The sequence below is a fragment of the Chloroflexota bacterium genome (assembly GCA_016235055.1).
GTDB lineage: Bacteria > Chloroflexota > Anaerolineae > JACRMK01 > JACRMK01 > JACRMK01.
In genome coordinates, this window is sequence record JACRMK010000025.1 from 26,730 (window position 1) to 43,985 (window position 17,256).

The following is a 17,256-nucleotide window of genomic DNA, read 5'->3' on the forward strand; positions in this document are numbered from 1 at the left end:
CAGGAGGACACGCATGGAGACGGGCAAATCGCGCCGGCTGGCGCGGTTGTTTGGACACGGAGACCGATGTCTCATCGTGGCGATGGACCACGCGGGATTCATGGACAAGCCGCTCAAGGGGCTGGAGAATCCCGCGCCCCTGATCGTCGGCGTCGTGCGGGCGGGCGCGGGTGCACTGCTCGTCACGGCAGGCACGCTGAAGCGTTGCGTGACATCGATCGGAACGGCCGGCGTCTGGCTCAGCGTTGACGCACAGGTTCCCCTGCTGGAGCGCGCCGCCGAGTGGGCCGTGCGGCTCGGTGCCGATGGGCTGAAGTGCATGTTCTATGCGGGCGGCGCCGAGCCATCGGGCGGCGAGGCGGCGCTTGCCGCGCTGAGCGCGGAGTGTGAGCGTTGGGGGTTGCCGCTGATGGCGGAGGTGATTCCAGGCGGCTTCGGCGCGGGTGCGGAGGCCCGTACGCCGGAACGCATCGCCGGCGGCGCGCGCATGGCGGCAGAAATGGGCGCGGATGTGGTCAAGACGTTCTACACGGGCGATCCGCAATCGTTCCGTGACGTGGCGCGCTACGCCGGCGTGCCGGTCGTTGTGCTCGGCGGTGAGCGCGCAGCGACGGACCGCGACCTGCTGGTGGGCGTGCGCGGCGCGCTCGATGGCGGCGCGGCAGGGATCGCCATCGGTCGCAATGTTTGGCAGTCCGACGATCCGGGCGGGCTTGTGCGGGCGCTGGCGCGGCTCGTGTACGCGGACTCCACGGTCGAAGAAGCGTTGCAGAGCGCCTGAGCGTGGCGGCGAAGTCCGAAGGGCTGTTCGCATCGCACAGGTTGGGCACGCGATGGACTCGCGCGCCTTCCTTCGTATGCACGCCGGCGGGCATATCCACCAGCGGCTGCCAAGCCTGAGTGCCGACTAACCCGTGTTCGTCACGCGCGATGTCCCCGTGCGATACGACAAACGCCGCGATTCATCACCGCGGCGTTGTGTTTTGCTTTTCGCACAGCCTTACCGGTTGCTCTGCGTCTTGCTCCGCACGCGCTGCATCGTCTGCTCGACATAGCCGCCAAAACGCTCATCTTGCCACGGGTCACCGTGATGCCGTGTCCGGTAACGCTACGGTAATGTGGCGTTCCTGCAGCAACTCTCCGATGCATTAGATCTGCTGGATGGCTAACGTTCTTCAACGGTGGGCGTAGGCGCTATGTTGGGTCGGTCAACGCCCAAGGCAGTTAACGCTTATGCTCGACGACTCTGAACAAGGCATCCAGATCTTCGCGCACCAGGCGCTTTCCTCGTACGCCGTCGACCTCGCAGCAGTTGTAATTTCCCAGAAGGCACGAGCTTGCATAGCGTCTGGCGCGAGATCCCGAGATAACCAGAGGCCTCCTTCACATTCAGCCATGGTGCGTCTGGACATTGTGCACACAGCGCGTCTGGTTTGCGTTTGTAGCCGAAAGTGGAACCTCCAACCCATGTTTCGCAGTAAGAAACACCATGACTGCGCCGTGACCATCCGCGACTCGAACGTCATCCAAGCCGCCATGGCGGCCGGCGTCGGCGCAACGCTCACCGTCCCGATCGGCGCGTCCATTGACCAGCGCCTGGTCAAGCCGCTCGAGGTCACCGGACGTGTGAAGCTGGTTGACGACGGGAACTACAAGATCGTCGGTCCGACACACGGCGGTTGGGGCCGGGAAGTGCGCAAGGAATCGTTCCGCGATGTCAATGTGGGTCCGCGCGTCGTCTTGCGCATCGGCAACAAGATCGACGTCATCTGCAGTGAACGCACCACCGGCAAGGACCGCGACTTCTTCAAGAGCGCGGGCATCGTGTTGGAGGAGAAGAAGATCATCGTCGTCAAATCCAACCAGGCGCATCGCGCGTCGTTCGACCCGATCGTCGCCAAGACCTACAACCTGGACACACCCGGCACATCCACCGTCAACTATCTCAGTTTGCCCTTCACGAATCTCCCGCGGCCCATCTACCCAGTTGACCTCAACATGCAGTGGCAGGCATAATACCGTTTTACGGTAACAACGTCTTCATCGCAGGATGAAGTTTCTGGTCGGGTTGGGCATCACCCCTCATCCCCAAGCCCCTTCTCCCCGCTATGCGGGGAGAAGGGGAAGAGTTATTGGGGATTTGCGCGGCGGCTTTGCCGCCGCGCAAATCCCCTTTGAATCTCTCCCCCTCCCAACGAAGTTGGGAGGGGGTCGGGGGGTGGGCAAAACCAGCATGCATGTGTGACAATCGCATGCGGACAGACACATAGCGAAACAGCATAAGGAGCACGCTCGTGATATACAAACGCACGCAATCGGAGCAACTGCTGGAACGCGCCCGCGGCTCGCTGGCCGGAGGGGTCGGCAGCGGGGTGCGCCTGGGCGAACAGCCCGGACCCCTGTATTTTGAGCGCGGGCAAGGCGCGCGCATTATCGATGTCGATGGCAACGAGTACATTGACTACATCCTCGGGCAGGGACCGCTCTTGCTCGGTCACAACCCGCCCGAAGTGGTGCGGGCCGCACACGCGCAACTCGACGCGCTGATTATCTCCGCGGGTCAGCATCGGGTTGAAATCGAACTCTCCGAGCGTCTGCAGCGCATCATCCCCTGCGGCGAGCTTGTGCGCTACAACGGCTCCGGCTCGGAAGCGGTGGCGATGGCGCTCCGCCTGGCGCGGGCGCACACCGGTCGTCAAAAGTTCATCAAGTTCGAGGGACACTACCACGGCTGGCTGGACAGCGAAATCATCAGCTACTGGCCCACCCTGGAATCTGCCGGCCCACGGGAGTCGCCGCGCGCCGTGCCCGGCAGCGGCGGCATGGCGCAGAGCGTGTTTGCGGAGGTGATCGTCCTGCCCTGGAACGACCTGGCGCTGGTCGAACAGGCGCTCGAACGGCACGGCTCAGAAGTCGCCGCGCTCATCACCGAGCCGGTCATGGTCAACACGGGCGCTTGCCTGCCGCGTCCGGGCTTCCTGGCCGGCTTGCGCGAGTTGTGCACGCGCCACGGCGTCGTGCTCATCTTCGATGAAGTCATCACCGGCTTCCGCCTGGCGTTGGGCGGCGCACAAGAATTGTATGGCGTGACGCCCGATCTGGCGACATTTGCAAAAGGCATCGCGGCCGGCTTCCCATTAAGCGCGCTTGCCGGCAAGCGCGCCATCATGGACCTCATTGTTCGCGGTGATGTGCTGCACGGCGGCACCTACAACACGCATCCGATCGTCATGGCAGCCGCCAATGCCACCGTGGAACTGCTGGAGCGCGAGCGCGGGCGCATCTACCCGCAACTCGCGCAGATGGGCGAGCGGCTGCGCGCCGGGCTCAAGGAAATTGGCGCGCGCCAGGGCGTGCCACTGTTGATCGGCGGGGTTGGAGGCGTTGTGCAGGTCGCCATCACCCAGCGCGAAGCGTTCTACGACTACCGCGACTACCTCGATCGGGACACCGAGCGCTACGCCCGCTTCGTCGCCGCACTCGCCCGCCGCGGCGTGCGCACCATCTTGCGCGGCACCTGGTACCTTTCCGCCGCGCACACGGAGGCCGACATCGAGGAAACGCTCGATCGCGCCGAATTGGCGCTGACGGAGGTATCGTCTCGATAGGCGATCGCTATTCAATATGCGGGCAGAGCGTGGATGTCCAGATCAGCCATCCGCGCGCGAAACGACCAACGCCGCGATTCATCATCGCGGCGTTGTGGCTTGCAGGTCTGACAGCCTTATCGATTGCTCTGCGTCTTGCTCCGCACGCTCTGCATGGTTTGCTCGACGTAGCCCCCCAATCGCTCATTTTGCCAAGGGTCGCCGTGATACCGTGTCCGGTAACGCTACGGGTTATGTGAAATTTCTGCAAAGTCTGGCGGATGCGCTGGACCTATTGGATGCCTAGAGCACATTCCAAATGCGTTTACGCAGGAGCATAGCCGCAGTGAGCGAACCAAGCCCACGCGTCGACATCAGTCACGGTTTGCAGGGCTTGGGCCAATGCATTCAGCAATTCATCGAAGGTGCGCGCTTTGGCTGCGCGTAAAGCAGTCTCAGTAGATCCAAAATTGGCGTAGGCGGCGATTGAAGCGCTAGAAGCCATCGGCTTGCCAAAACCTTGTAAGATTGTTAGCGCCAACCAACAATCGCAAGGGAGCAAGCCGATGGCCCATGATACGCTGAAACTGACTGATCAGAAAGTGCTCGAGTCACCTCATCAAAAAAGACGACGTAAAGCTATCGTCGCGTCATGAGAAAAAGATACGGTTGAAACGGAGTAAATGGCCGACAATGAGCCTCTACCTCAGGAGGTTCATTGTGCAGCATATCAAACCTAGTCGCGCCCATCTGGAACAACTTCGCAAGTGCTATGCCAAAGCTCGTAAGCCGGAGCGGAGTAAGCTCGTCGATGAGTTTGTCAAGACCAGTCATTATGAGCGCAAGTATGCGCTCGCGCTGCTGAAGCGCAAGCGCAACTGGCGTGCGGCAGATCAGCCAATCCGACGGCGGCGGGCCATCTACACCGATGCGGACAAGCGTGCGGTGGCCTGGTTGGCTGCGGTATTCGATCGGATCGGCTCCAAGCGCTTGCGCGTGGCGATGGATAGCGAACTGGCCAATCTGCGGCGGCTGAAACATCTCGCGGTCAGCAGTGACTGCTATGCGCATCTGCAGGTCATTAGCGCCTCCACGATGGATCGCATGCGCCGCGCTGAACGGCGACCGGTTGGGCGCACGCGTGGCGGCACCAAACCGGGCCTGCTGCTCAAGACGCAGATCACGATTCGCACCTTCGCCCAGTGGGACGACAAACGACCGGGTTTCGAGGAGATCGACTTGATTCAACATGATGGCGGCAATACCAGCGGTTTTTTCGCCTGTATGCTGACCGTCACCGATATATCGAGCGGCTGGACCGAACTGCGTGCGGTCAGCACCAAAGCGCAAAGCCGGGTGTTCGCTGCGCTCAAACATATTCGGGCTGCGCTGCCCTTCGTATTACTGGGCATCGACTCTAACCATGGCGCCGAATTCATCAACGCGCAGCTCTACCGTTACTGCGTGCAAGAACAGGTGGCCTTTACGCGGGTCGGGCTGGGCGCAAGAATGACAACCCGTACATCGAGCAAAAGAATTGGTCCGTCGCACGTCGGTTAGTCGGACACGATCGCTTTGATACGCCGACGCAGGTGGCTCAACTCAATGCGCTGTACGCTGTCTACCGTCTATACGTCAATCACTTCCTGCCCGTGAGCAAACTCCAAGCGAAACACCGCGAGGGCAGTCGGGTCAAACGCATCTTCGATCAGCCCATGACACCGTACCAACGTTTGCTGAACTCGCCCGACATCCGCGCGCACCACAAAGCCGCGTTACGCACTGCGCATGCCAAACTCGACGTCTACCGGCTCAAACAACGGGTTGACGACCTGATCGCTCGCATACCCGCGAGCACGATCAGATAGTCTTTCTCTCATGAAGTGACGATACCTACTTCGTCGTCTTTTTCTCGTGACGCCACTCGTTGCTGGCGATTCACTCAAATGCCGCGCCGGGGCCGGCTTTGGTTGGACACCAAACGTTTCCAGCTCCGTCGCTTTCTTAACTTCGTCCGCTGTGCGCTTGAACGCGACTTTGACCCACTCAGCGCCATCACCGCGACCGTCGCACCCAGACCATGAAAATTGGATCTACTGAGTCTATACAAAGGATTCGCTCTTCAAGCTTCTGGAGCTGCCCAAGCTGGCGTAAATCAAGATCGATATGCTTAAACCAGAAGAACTCAGCAACTGTTGGAGAGTACCAACCCCAATTCGTTCATCGACGCACGGCTGTATGGCATGGTACTTGTACTGCTTGATACCAGTATCCGTCGCGGTGAACTGGCTTCGCTGAAGCTGGCCTCTGCCCAGGGTGACATCGCCACAGAGAAAAGATGCGCAGACGCCTGCGGTTTGCCCGGACACACGCGACGGCGCCGCGATTCATCATCGCGGCGCTTGTCATCTGCAGTCAGCCAAGTCGCCGATTGGCAGGCGCTTTGCTGCTTGGGAGGGAACTGTTGGAGCGAACGCCGCAGCCAACTACCGCGTATCGTATTGATACAGATTATACTGCTTCATGATGTTGATGAGCTTACTGGCATAGTTTGGATCGGTCGCATAGCCCGCTTTCGCGATTTGCCGCGCGAATTCGTCTGGATCGTTCGTGTGCTTGAGGGCTTCGGCATATCGGCTGTTCTCGATGAAGAAATTCGCGTGATCCCTGAATGAGTCAGCCATACTCTTGTACTTGCGAAACCTAGCCTGCGTAGGCGAGCATTTTCCGTATCGGTCGCATTCCTGCGTCGGTACTGAAACCCATCCGGTTGCAATAGTACCGACGTAGACCGAACCGTCAGGCCTTGTTTGCGCTTTGATCCCGAAGTAGTTGTTAGCGTCGCCGATGTGATCTCTCCCGCAAGTCGCTTCGAGAATCAATTGCGCCAGTGTTACTGATGCTGGAACCTTGAAATCCTTCCGGCCGGACTGCGCGGCGGGCACAAAGCTTCCCAGGCGTTGTTGACACGCGTCGCCGACGGGAGTGGCTGGCACTCTCACCTCGACATACATGTAGGGTCCGAAGTTGCTGCTTCCGTGCCTTATCATCCACGGCGTGCGGTAAGTGCCCGCCGCATTGGGCGCGGTCAAACTCAGACTGAAGCGCGTGGTCCCGCCTGGCGCAACATCGCCAGCCAGTTCTTGGCGATTGTTTGCGCCCAGCGTATTGCCTTGGGCCGCGAGGTAGTAATTGTCGCCGCGCCGCCACGTTGTGTTGCCGCTATTTCGCAGATCAAAATAGATCGAGAATCTCTGTCCGGCCTGCACGGTAAGATTGGGCGACTTGCCGACGAACGCCGCATCGTCGCGGGCCGGGCGCTGCGGGTCCCGAACGGTCACGATGATAAACATGTTCGGCCCGAAGTTACTGCTGCCGTGCCGCACCATCCACTGCGTCGCGTACACGCCTTCCGCCCTCGGCGCGGTCATGTTCATGGTGAATCGATACGACGCACCGGGCGCGACATCGCGGCTCAATTCTTGCCGCGCCAGGGCGCCGAGGGCAATGCTGTTGATGTTGCCCAGATAGTAGTTGTCACGTCGGCGCCATGTGGTGCTGCCCGTGTTGCGCACGTCAAAGTAGATCTGGAAACTCTGGCGTGGCGCTACGGTCAGATAGGGCGACTGAGTGACGAATGCGGCGCCGTCGCGCGCCGGACCGCCCACAAGGTCGAATACGATCTCGCCGTCTTCGTCGTCGCTGATGTCCACCATGTACGTCGAGGTGCCCGGCACGCCGTCGTCACTCAGCGACTGGAGCGAATCGGTGGAAATATCGGCGTCGTGCGCCGCGAGCGCGCTCACGGATTGTCCGCCGGTTGCGCTCGCGGCGAGGAGCACTACCAGGAGGAGTGTGCAAGCCACGACCAGCCCTGCCCAAACAGTCTGCTGCGACGACAAGCGACGGCGCACGCGCGGCGGTGTGCCGCCGGGTCTGTGTTTGAGACGCATCATGCGCGCCTCACTGGGCTGTGGGGTGCTAGGCTGCCGGATCTTGCGTTGCATGGAATCTACCTCCTGTGACAGGTTGCCTGCTGTTGCGCGATGCAAGGCATGGATCAATGACGCTGCTCGAACACGAACAGGTTTATGTGTGCGACACGTACTTGTTGACCGTGCACTAGCCGCTTCGCCCTTGTGATTAGTCTATCGTTGATGAAGGTGCCGTTGCGGCTCGCCAATGGCTCCAGAAAGTAGTGGCTCCGCCTCCAGATGACGCGCGCGTGTTGACGCGAGACGAACGGGTCGCCGATGACTATCATGTTGCTGCAATGCCGCCCGATCGAGATCGGGTTTCGAGATAAGCGTATGCGTGAACCCGACCGTTCCCCAGCCAGCATGATGAGTTGCGCGCGTTCGGAGTTTGCTTTCATTGCAATCAAATACTATGCGAAAACGCTCTGCGGTGCTTGATGCATTGACGATGTTTACCTGACGCTTGTCTGACGACTTCCGCGCCTGCCTGACGCTTCGCCGATGGCCGCATCGGCGGCAACATGCAAAAAAAAGGGAAGGCCATTTGACTTCCCTTTCTGCTCAGTGAAATCGGACTGTCACGCGCGCGGCACAAACTTGAAACCGTGCCCGCGCACGGTGACGATATATTCGTGTGTCGCGCCGCTCGCGTGCAATTTGCGTCGCAGGCGTGACACCTGCGCGTCAATCATCTCATCGGACACCGCATCGCTGAGTGCGCCGGGCCAGACGGTTGCCACCACCCTATCGCGCGCGCAGACTATCTCCGCATGCTGATAGAGCAGCTCCAGCAGCCTGAACTGCTGCGGCGAAAGCGGCGGATCGATCTTGCGTCCATCAACCCACACTTCGCGCTTTTCGGAGTTCAGCAGCAATCCATCCGCCGAGGCTTCGCTGCGATTGATCTTGCGCGTGGTATACGGATCGCAAAACTGGAAGACGGCGGCGCTGCCGGCAATCTGAATCTTGTCGTCGTGCTGCAGTTCATAAGCGCGCTCGGGTTCGAGCGGCTTGTCGTTCAAGCGCGTGCCGTTGCGGCTGCGCAGGTCCGTCACGAAGTATTGCATGTGCGACTGCGTGATGCGCGCGTGGTAGCGCGAGACGGCGTCGCTGGCAATCACGACGTGGTTGTCTGACTGCCGCCCAATCGTCACGGCGTCGCGCGTGAGCGCAATCCGTTTGCCAGGCCGCCGGCCGCGCAGCTCAAGGATATACGCATTCTGTCCAGACATTTGTTTCTCCGGTCGCACCCTATTCAACGCTGATCTGGTTCCAGCGGTCGATGAGAACTTGCATTGCCTTTGAATGGCGCCGACGCTGAACCGGCGGCGTCCAGTGCAATGGTGGTACTTGGCACGACAACATCGCATGCATTGTCCAGCCTGATCTGCAAGGCCAGCAGTCATGGCCGGAGTCCGGCGCAACAATGGTCGCTCTGCGCACGCGACAGTCACCGATGATGCCTAACGCCTACCTGGTCGACCGCACTATTGGACAGTCGCCGTTACGTCATCCACACAGGTCCAGCTATTGTAATAGCCATCCAGATAGGTCGTATTGATGAATTGCAGTTCAATGACCTGACCGCGATAGGCATCCAGCGACTTCGTCACAGTCGCAGGACCTACGATGACCGGACTGCCACACCCATAGGCGGACGTCGGATTGTCGTCAAACCACAGTCGATCACTCCCGGCGCCGGCCTTCTTCACCCGCACTTCAAAGAAGTCCGTGGTCTGGCCTTGTTGGTTGCGTTTATCATAGGTTTGATAGCGATAGCTGAATGTCAGGTTTACTGAGCCCGATGCCGGCACGCTTATGGATTGCGTGAGCGTCGCCTGCCGTGTCGCATTGATATTTAGATCAATGCAGGGCGCTGTGGGATCGCCCAGAACCGCTGAGAATCGGCCGTTCAGCGGTGCCATGTCTGTGACCCTTACCGGCCAGGTTGCTGCAGCATCGCTCGTTCCGGTCCAACCTGTCAGATCGCCGGACTCAAAGCCAGTGTTGACTATCAGTTGTTGGGGATAGTTCCGCAGCAACATCGGCAGGAACACGGTGTACGGTGTAGCGCCAGCTGCATCGTTGGCAATATCCGTCGAGGAGCGCGCGACACTATAGATACGCACCTCGTCCATCTTGCCGGGGAAGGTGGTGCCCACCTGCACGACAGACAGACCGTCATTGAGCGCCGGTGGGATCGTGCCGACGAAGTTGGTGGGGAGCAAGATGCCATCGGCATAGGTGCGCAGCCGGTCGGCGTTGACCGGCTTGGTGCCGTCATAGACGAACGCCAGGTGGTGCCACTGTCCATCGCGCAGGTCGACTCCAGTCGCGAGCCCACTGGTCACATCCAATGACTGACCGGCCGGATTCGCGTTGATCATCGTCATGATCGAGGAGTAGTTGAAGCCGAAGAACCACTGCTGATTGAAGGCTCCCCAAGCGGTGACCAGAGACGGCGTACCGACAAGGTTGCCTTCAAGCTTGACCCAAGCCTCAACGGTCAACTGGGTAATACCGACCGTGGCGGTCAACGGGAATGCGGTAGCATAATCGTCCGGACCGTCAAACGCCAGTGCGGCGGCGTTACCGCCCACGAGAGTGGGTTTGTCAGTCAGCGACCAGGTGGGATGCGGGACCCCAACCGGAAGGGTCAAGTCATGCCCATGACCAGACGAATCAACCACCAGGTCGCCGGTGCCGGCGTCCATCTTCCAGTACACGGGGGGGGCGCCGGGCACAGGCTGAGGCTGCGACTGCGTCGGAGGCGCTGGCACAACCGGCGCAGTCTGTCCACCCGCATCGTTGGCGATGTCGGTGGCCGAGCGCGCAACGGTGTTGATGCGCACCTCGTCCATCTTGCCGGGGAAAGTGGTGCCCAGTTGCAAGACGGGTAGACTTAGCGAAAGCGCGGGTGGTATTTGGCCAACTATGTTTGTCGCAACCAAACTACCGTCGACATAAAACTTGATCCGATCAGCATTAGCCGAAGCTGCGCCGTCAAACACAAACGCGACATGGTGCCACTGCCCATCCTGCAGACTGGTGCCGTTCCCGAGCGCACCGGGTGGATTATTGCCCTCATTGGCGCTTGAGGCCAGCATTGTCATGAGAGACGAGTTGTTGAATCCGAACCACCATTGCGTGTTCGCGAGCCCCCACGCAGTCACGATTGACGGCGTGCCATTGAGTGCCCCATCAACCTTAATCCAGGATTCGACAGTCAGTTGTGAAATGCCGACCGTCTCCGTCAATGGGAACGCTGTGCCGTAGTTGTCAGCGCCGTCGAAGACCAGTGCGGCGCTGTTGCCGCCTATCAAGGTCGGTTTGTCCAGGGCAGTCCACGTCGGATTGGCTGGCGCATTAGTTAGGCGCAGATCATGACCATGTCCCGCCGAATCCGTGATGATCGTGCCTATTCCTGCCTCCATCTTCCAGTAGAGCACCAGACCTCTCGAGGGATCGCCGATGATGCTCACTGCAGATGCAGCAGTTGCAGTCAGACCGCCTGAATCGGTAACGACGACAGTCACAGTTGCAACGCTGGAACCATTAGGTGGCGCGGAGAATAAGACACTCTGTCCACTTATCTCGAAGCTGCCGTTGTGGTCGAGGTCCCAGGCAAAGCTGAACGGCCCGCCCTGCGTCGACGTTGCCGATGCCGTCAGCGTGATCGAACTGCCCTCTGAAACAGTGTAGGGGCCACCCGCCGAGACGATGGGCGGGGAAGCGAGTTGTGGCACTCCGCCCGCCGCATCGTTGGCAATATCCGTCGAGGAGCGGGCCACGGTGTAGATGCGGAACTCATCCAATTTGCCGTTGAGGGGTCGTGATTCATAAGTTGGCCCTTCACCCAGGATGACGTTCGGTTGAGCATTGGACAACGTCACCGGAATTGGACTGGCATCCGAGTAATTCAGGGGGTAATTGACGCCATCTACATAAGCCTTGAGTCTATCCGCGTTCGTGCTGCCGGTTCCGTCGTACACAAACGCAACGTGGTACCACCGTCCCGGCTGCAAATTCACGCCAACCGTGTCGGCGCGCGGAGGTCGCACGCAGCAAACGAGGGCAAAGTTCGGCCGGTCGGCTATCACAATGCGCAGCTCGGGGCCGTTGATGCCAAACCACCAGTGCGTTGCGCTGGAATCGACCCACGCTTCTCCAAACGTCTCGAAGTTGGCCATCGGGTTGTCGAAATTCACCCAACCCTCGATAGTCAACTTGCGGCTGCCCGCAGTATCTGTCACGGGCTGGGAACTGCTAATATCGTCTACGCCGTCGAACGCAAGGGCACGCAGATTGCCACTAACCTGGGTCGGCACCGCAGTCGCCCAGGCCGGCGCAGTTGTGCCGCTTCCGAACTGCTGGGTCCGACCGCGTCCCGACGAATCGACGACCGTCTGGCCGTTCCCTTCATCCATCTTCCAGTACGCAACCGGACTGCCCGGCACCGGCGTAGGCGCAGGCGTTGGAAGCGGCGGAGGTGCGACAGATGTAACCTGGCCGGTTGCGTCGCTGGCGATATCCGTCTGCGAGCGCGCTACGGCATAGATGCGCACTTCATCGAGTTGGCCGTCAAGCCCGCGCCCTTCGTACGTTGGTTCGCGTCCAAGCCGAACTACGGGCGGCGTGTTCGTCAGCCGCGTGGGCATGGGATGTGTCTCGCCAAAGCTCAGCGGATACTCGATCCCATTCACGTATGCTCTGAGGCGTTCCTGATTGGTAGCTCGACGCCCATCATATGCGAAGGCCACATGGTACCATTGTCCCGGCTGCAGGTTCGCTCCAACGGTATCTGCATGGGCCGGGCGGTCGCAACATTCAAATCGATATTCGGGAATGTCTGAGATCACGATGCGAAGCTCATTGCCATCGCTCGCGCCAAACCACCATTGCGTTGTGACATAGCTGGCAAAAGCCGCCGCCATGGTTTGATAGTTTCCGATCCCACCATTGAAGCGGACCCATGACTCCAGCGTAAGTTGGTTGTTCCCGCCAGTTTCGGTGATCGGAACGGCATACGTGTAATCGTCCACACCATCGAACGCGAGGGAGAAACGATTGCCAGTGATCACCGTGGGTGTAAACGGCGACCACTGTGCAGTCACCGGTGCACCCACAACGTGCATGTCGCGCCCATGACCGGATGAATCGACGACCAGGTTGCCCGTTCCCTCATCCATTTTCCAATACGCAACCGGGCCTCCAGGCACGGGGCTTGAGGCCGGCGGGGGAGCTGAGATCTGTACGCTGGCTGTTGCGCCCGCGGCATCGGCGGCGATGTCAGTGTTGGATCGCGCCGTAGTATATACGCGAACTTCATCAAGTTGGCCGGCGAACATCGATCCAAACGGCGGATAACCATAGGAGCGCGCCAAGCGCACAACTGGCTGGGCCAGCGAGAGCGTCGAAGGAATCGGTTTGCTCGCATTGAACGTGAGGGGATAGCCGACGCCGTCGATGAAGACCTTTAGGCGGTCGGCATTGGTGGCACCGGTACCATCGTAGACAAATGCAATATGGTGCCACCGGTTCGGGTCGATGCTGGCGGTCGTCGTATCACCGTATGGCAGATTCACGCCCTGCGCAGCGTATCCGACTACATCGGCAATGACGACGCGGATGCCGCTGCCGCCGTTCAAACCAAGCCACCACTGACTCGAGTGCTCAAATTCCAACGCCGAGAGAATCGTGCGGTTGCCTGATACTGGGCTGTCGAATCGTGCCCAGGTTTCCACCGTCAACTGTGGGCTGCCCGCAGTCTGCGTAAGCGGGAAGCTGTACGCATAGTCATCGATGCCGTCAAAGGCAAGAGACTGCGTATTGGTAACTGTCAACGTGGGGCCTGACGGGTACGTGAGCGGTGCGCTGGACAGGCTGGCGAGCCTGAGATTATGAGCGTGACCGGAAGCGTCGGCGACTTCATTGCCAACCAGTTGATCCATTTTCCAATAGGCAATCAGGCCGGTTGATGCATCGCGGCCAGGGCTGGCCGATGGCGTGAGGGCCAATCCCGCGTGCACACCCGTAGCTGTGGCCGTGAATCCGAGGGCGATAGCGACAAACCATAATATTGATTTGCGATGCACGACAGTATCCTTTTCTCGTGAGGTTACTCGGTCGGGTAAGTTGATCGCTGACACAAAGCGGACCCATTTGGCCCGCAGCGATGGCATTCAACTGGCGCACTATGTGTTTCGTCTCGAACTCAGCGGCAGCCGCTCGGCGGGCACGGCGGCTCAGGTGGCTCGGGAGCCGGTGGCGCCCAATTGAATGTCCGCTCGATCGTTGGCATGTTCACCAGTACCGCCCCGGCGTCATAGATGACAACCCGCCAGCGGTACGTGCCCTTGCCGCCATTCTGTTTCGGATCCAGGCCGCACTGCTGTTTAGTCCCCACCGTAGTTGAGGACAGGCAGATGATATCGCTCCATGCGCCTTCGCCCGGCTTGATGATCTGAACGACAAACCGGTCGCCCGGTTGGAGCGATTGCTGGGGCTTGTCCCATTCCAGAAGCACACCGTCGCCCTGCTCGTTGTTCTTGTCGGGTGGTTGACTCAACGTGATAGCCGGGAAGCGGATCGCCGAGGTTGGCGTAGCTGTCGGCATAGGTATTCGTGGTCTCGTTGGCGAGGCCGTTGCAGTCGGAACGGGCGGCTCCGTCGGCGCCGCAGTTGGCGTGTTGGCGGCCGTGGCGGTCGCGCTCGGAGCCTGCGTCGGCGTGCCACTGGGCGTCGCGGTCGGCACCGTATGTGTGGGCGCCACACCAGCCGCGGTCGCCACCGGACTCGCCGGAGAGGGCGCTACCGCCGCCGGACTGCTCGTTGCCAGCAATCCCGCGTCCGCAGCGCGTTGCGATGCCGTCGCGCTCGGCGCGATCGTCGGCGGCGTCGCGGGCGTCGGTGCCGGCATGTTCGTCACTACGGCGATCACCAGTATTGCAAGCACCGCGACAACCCCGGCGATGAACGGTAGCCCGGCGCTCACCGCCTTGCGCCCCCGCACCGGCATCGCCACCGCTGCCGCGCCACCGGCCGCCGTCTTCCCCGGCGCCACCAGTGCCGCCAGCGCACCCGCCGAGTGCAGGCGCTGGCTGTGCTCCTTCGTCAGCGACTTCAAGATCGCCGCTTCCATCTCCGCCGGTATCTCCGCATTCAAGCTGCGCGGCGCTACCGGCTCATCTTGCAGAATCCGGCGCATCGTCACGAACGGGTTGTCCGCCTCGAACGGCCGCTGCCCCGTCGTCATCTCGTACAGCATCACCCCCAGTGACCACACATCCGTCCGCGCGTCTATCTCGCGGTCGCCGCGCACCTGCTCAGGCGACATGTAGCTCGGCGTCCCCAACCGCTCCCCGTCGCTGGTCAGCGTGCCCGCGTCGGCCAGGTGCGCCACGCCGAAGTCCGCCAGTTTCGCACGGCCGTCGCCGTCGAGCAGGATGTTCGCCGGCTTCAGGTCGCGGTGCACGATCCCTTGCGCGTGGGCATAGTCCAGCGCGCGCGCCACGTCGCCCACGACCTGCACGACCCGCGCGTGATCCAGCACTCGCTGGCGCGACAGCAAATCCGCCAGCGACCCGCCCGGCACGTATTCCATCGCCAGATACAGCGCCCCGTCGCTCTCGCCGCCTTCGAACACCTGCACAATGTTCGGGTGACGCAGGCGCGCGGCGATCTCCGCCTCGCGCAGAAAGCGCCGCCGAAACTCCGGGTTGCTCGCCGACTGCAGCAGCACCTTGAGCGCTATCTCCGCGCGCCGGCGCCGGTCGTACGCGCGATAGACCATCGCCATGCCGCCCGCGCCGATGCGCCCGCGTATCTGGTAAGGCCCCAACGTTCGCCCGCTCAGCGTGTCCTGGTTCATAGCACCGATGTTCGCAGTTCGCCTGAGGCACCGATCAGTATTATTGTGCGGTGGCTGTTCATTCGTTCAAATGCACAAACACGCCTTTGCTGTCGAACCCGCCGGCCATAGCATCGGAGACCAGATAGATGATCGGCATGACCGACGTCGGTATCAGCGCGATCAACAACAACTGCGAGTTGGAGCCGGATCTCACAAGCAGTTCGTACAGGCTGTTGCCGAGCGTGGGCGCGGACGGTTCGACCGCGCCGAGATATTCAAGCGCGAAAAACAGCCAGAGCGCCGCAAAGACGGACCCCAGGTACAGGGCGAGCGCGCCTCGCACAGCCGCGCCCCAGCGCGAGCCGGCCTGCGGGGCCGCCAGCCACAACGCGCGACCGGCGCGCACGACGCGCGGCGCCAGCACGCCGATGGCAACCGCTACAACGGCCGGCATTGAATCACCGGAGTGGGGCACGACGAACAATATCAACACAATGGCGCCGAGCACCGCCGGGAAAAACAGCATCACGTCGCTCGGCAGCAGCAGCAGGTCGGAGAGCGATTCGGACCACCACGTGCGCCGCGATGACAGCGCGCCGGTCAGCACGACCCCCAGCGCGGCGGCCAGGGTCGCCGCCAGCCCGGCCAACCCGGCGGTCCGCAGCGAGTTGGACGCCGCGACCACGAGCTTGGCCTGCAGGTCGCGCCCCTGGAAATCAGTCCCCCAGGGATGCTCCGGCGATGGGTCGGCGCTGGCATCAAATACATTGATGCGCATTGAGAGTCCGGCGAGCGTGAACCCGATCGGCACCAATACCAGCGCCACGAGAAGCGCCGCCCAGGCGATGCGCGCCATGCGGTGTGGTGGACGCTGTGGCATAGCCGCCGGGCGGGCGTCCGCCGGCGCTATGAGCCGCGCGAGCCACCAGCACAACTCGGCGGCGATCCGACTGATCAAAGTAAGGAACGCATAGGCGCCCAGCGCGGCGAACAATATCGGAAGATCGCCGATGCGCATCGCCGTGAGCGCGACACGTCCGATGCCGGGCCAACTGAACATCTGCTCGACAATCAGGCTGGCAGCCAACAGTCCGCCGGTTTGCGCCAGCAGGTCGCCGACGACGCCCAGCCCCAAGGAGACGCGAGCGCGGCCGCCGCCGGCCCACGCCGCACCGATTTGCCTCGCGGCTGCTTGCGCGATGATCAGCGCCGGGAACAGCGCCAGTGTCAAGCCGGGCAGGATCAAGGATTTGAACACATCAATGTAGTTCGGCGATTCGAAATCCATCGACATGCCGATGATTGGGAACCATCCCAGCCTTATGCTAACAACCACAATCAGAAAGATTCCGACTACAAGTCCCGGCAGGGGCGACCAGAAAAACACCCAGAGCTTGCCTGCTTTTGCGATGATGAAACCCGGGACGGCGAAACGGGATTCGAGCCTGGAAACCAGGCCGGACGCGACAAGCATCGAGGCCGCCAACACTACGGCCAGGACCATCGCCCCCGCGAGCAACAGGAGCGTCGGGTACATTGACGGCTCGACGATCTCGCTGACCAAATGCTTCGATTTGGTCGACATAGCCCAATCGATGGCCGCGCCCGCAGGGGAGGCCGCGCTCACCGCCTGGCGCAAAACGGCCAGCAGGAAGAGCGCCATCCCGTATGCAAGCAGCAGGAGCAGCAGCCGGCGCGGAAACTGAAGCCACCCGGCAAGCGGTATCCGGCGGGCCGGTGACGCGGCGAGCGGGTGCTCTTGAACGACGTCAGCTTCCATGGCTTCCTCCATTCATCGCTTGTCGACAGGCACAGATTGTCGCTCGTTGCCTTTCAGTTT

The 17,256-nt window shown here is 61.2% G+C and carries 11 protein-coding genes; 5 read left to right on the forward strand and 6 right to left on the reverse strand.

Going from position 1 to position 17,256, the window contains the following annotated elements; translation table 11 throughout:
• The first annotated feature begins 13 nt into the window (after positions 1–13).
• The 5 genes from HZB53_06645 (at position 14) to HZB53_06665 (ending at position 5,455) form a co-directional block, all read left to right on the forward strand.
• Entirely contained in the window at positions 14–781 is a 768-nt protein-coding gene (locus HZB53_06645) for a hypothetical protein (protein ID MBI5877309.1), read from the forward strand.
• A gap of 686 nt (positions 782–1,467) precedes the next feature.
• Positions 1,468–2,016: an MlrC C-terminal domain-containing protein gene (locus tag HZB53_06650; GenBank protein ID MBI5877310.1), complete on the forward strand. Its 549-nt coding sequence runs from the start codon at positions 1,468–1,470 to the stop codon at positions 2,014–2,016.
• 278 nt (positions 2,017–2,294) lie between these two features.
• Positions 2,295–3,608: an aspartate aminotransferase family protein gene (locus tag HZB53_06655; protein MBI5877311.1), complete on the forward strand. Its 1,314-nt coding sequence runs from the start codon at positions 2,295–2,297 to the stop codon at positions 3,606–3,608.
• A gap of 699 nt (positions 3,609–4,307) precedes the next feature.
• Complete coding sequence (locus tag HZB53_06660; protein ID MBI5877312.1) at positions 4,308–5,147, forward strand: hypothetical protein; 840 nt, start codon at positions 4,308–4,310, stop codon at positions 5,145–5,147.
• A gap of 155 nt (positions 5,148–5,302) precedes the next feature.
• Positions 5,303–5,455 carry a hypothetical protein gene (locus HZB53_06665; protein MBI5877313.1) on the forward strand — a complete coding sequence of 51 codons (153 nt, stop codon included), beginning with the start codon at positions 5,303–5,305 and terminating at the stop codon, positions 5,453–5,455.
• Positions 5,456–6,073: 618 nt separating this feature from the next.
• On the opposite strand, the gene HZB53_06670 is transcribed toward HZB53_06665, so the two are convergent.
• The 6 genes from HZB53_06670 to HZB53_06695 form a co-directional block, all read right to left on the reverse strand.
• Positions 6,074–7,594, reverse strand: a complete 1,521-nt coding sequence (locus HZB53_06670) for a glucosaminidase domain-containing protein (GenBank protein MBI5877314.1) — start codon at positions 7,592–7,594, stop codon at positions 6,074–6,076.
• A 53-nt stretch (positions 7,595–7,647) separates the two neighbouring features.
• Positions 7,648–7,962 carry an FHA domain-containing protein gene (locus tag HZB53_06675; GenBank protein MBI5877315.1) on the reverse strand — a complete coding sequence of 105 codons (315 nt, stop codon included), beginning with the start codon at positions 7,960–7,962 and terminating at the stop codon, positions 7,648–7,650.
• A 180-nt stretch (positions 7,963–8,142) separates the two neighbouring features.
• A complete protein-coding gene (locus HZB53_06680; GenBank protein MBI5877316.1) occupies positions 8,143–8,796 on the reverse strand; it encodes an FHA domain-containing protein in 654 nt (217 codons plus the stop codon).
• A gap of 255 nt (positions 8,797–9,051) precedes the next feature.
• The gene (locus tag HZB53_06685) at positions 9,052–13,659 is read right to left on the reverse strand and encodes a LamG domain-containing protein (protein MBI5877317.1); all 4,608 of its coding nucleotides are present in this window, start codon (positions 13,657–13,659) and stop codon (positions 9,052–9,054) included.
• A 119-nt stretch (positions 13,660–13,778) separates the two neighbouring features.
• Positions 13,779–15,434: a protein kinase gene (locus HZB53_06690; GenBank protein ID MBI5877318.1), complete on the reverse strand. Its 1,656-nt coding sequence runs from the start codon at positions 15,432–15,434 to the stop codon at positions 13,779–13,781.
• 58 nt (positions 15,435–15,492) lie between these two features.
• Entirely contained in the window at positions 15,493–17,196 is a 1,704-nt protein-coding gene (locus HZB53_06695; GenBank protein ID MBI5877319.1) for a hypothetical protein, read from the reverse strand.
• Positions 17,197–17,256 lie beyond the last annotated feature (60 nt).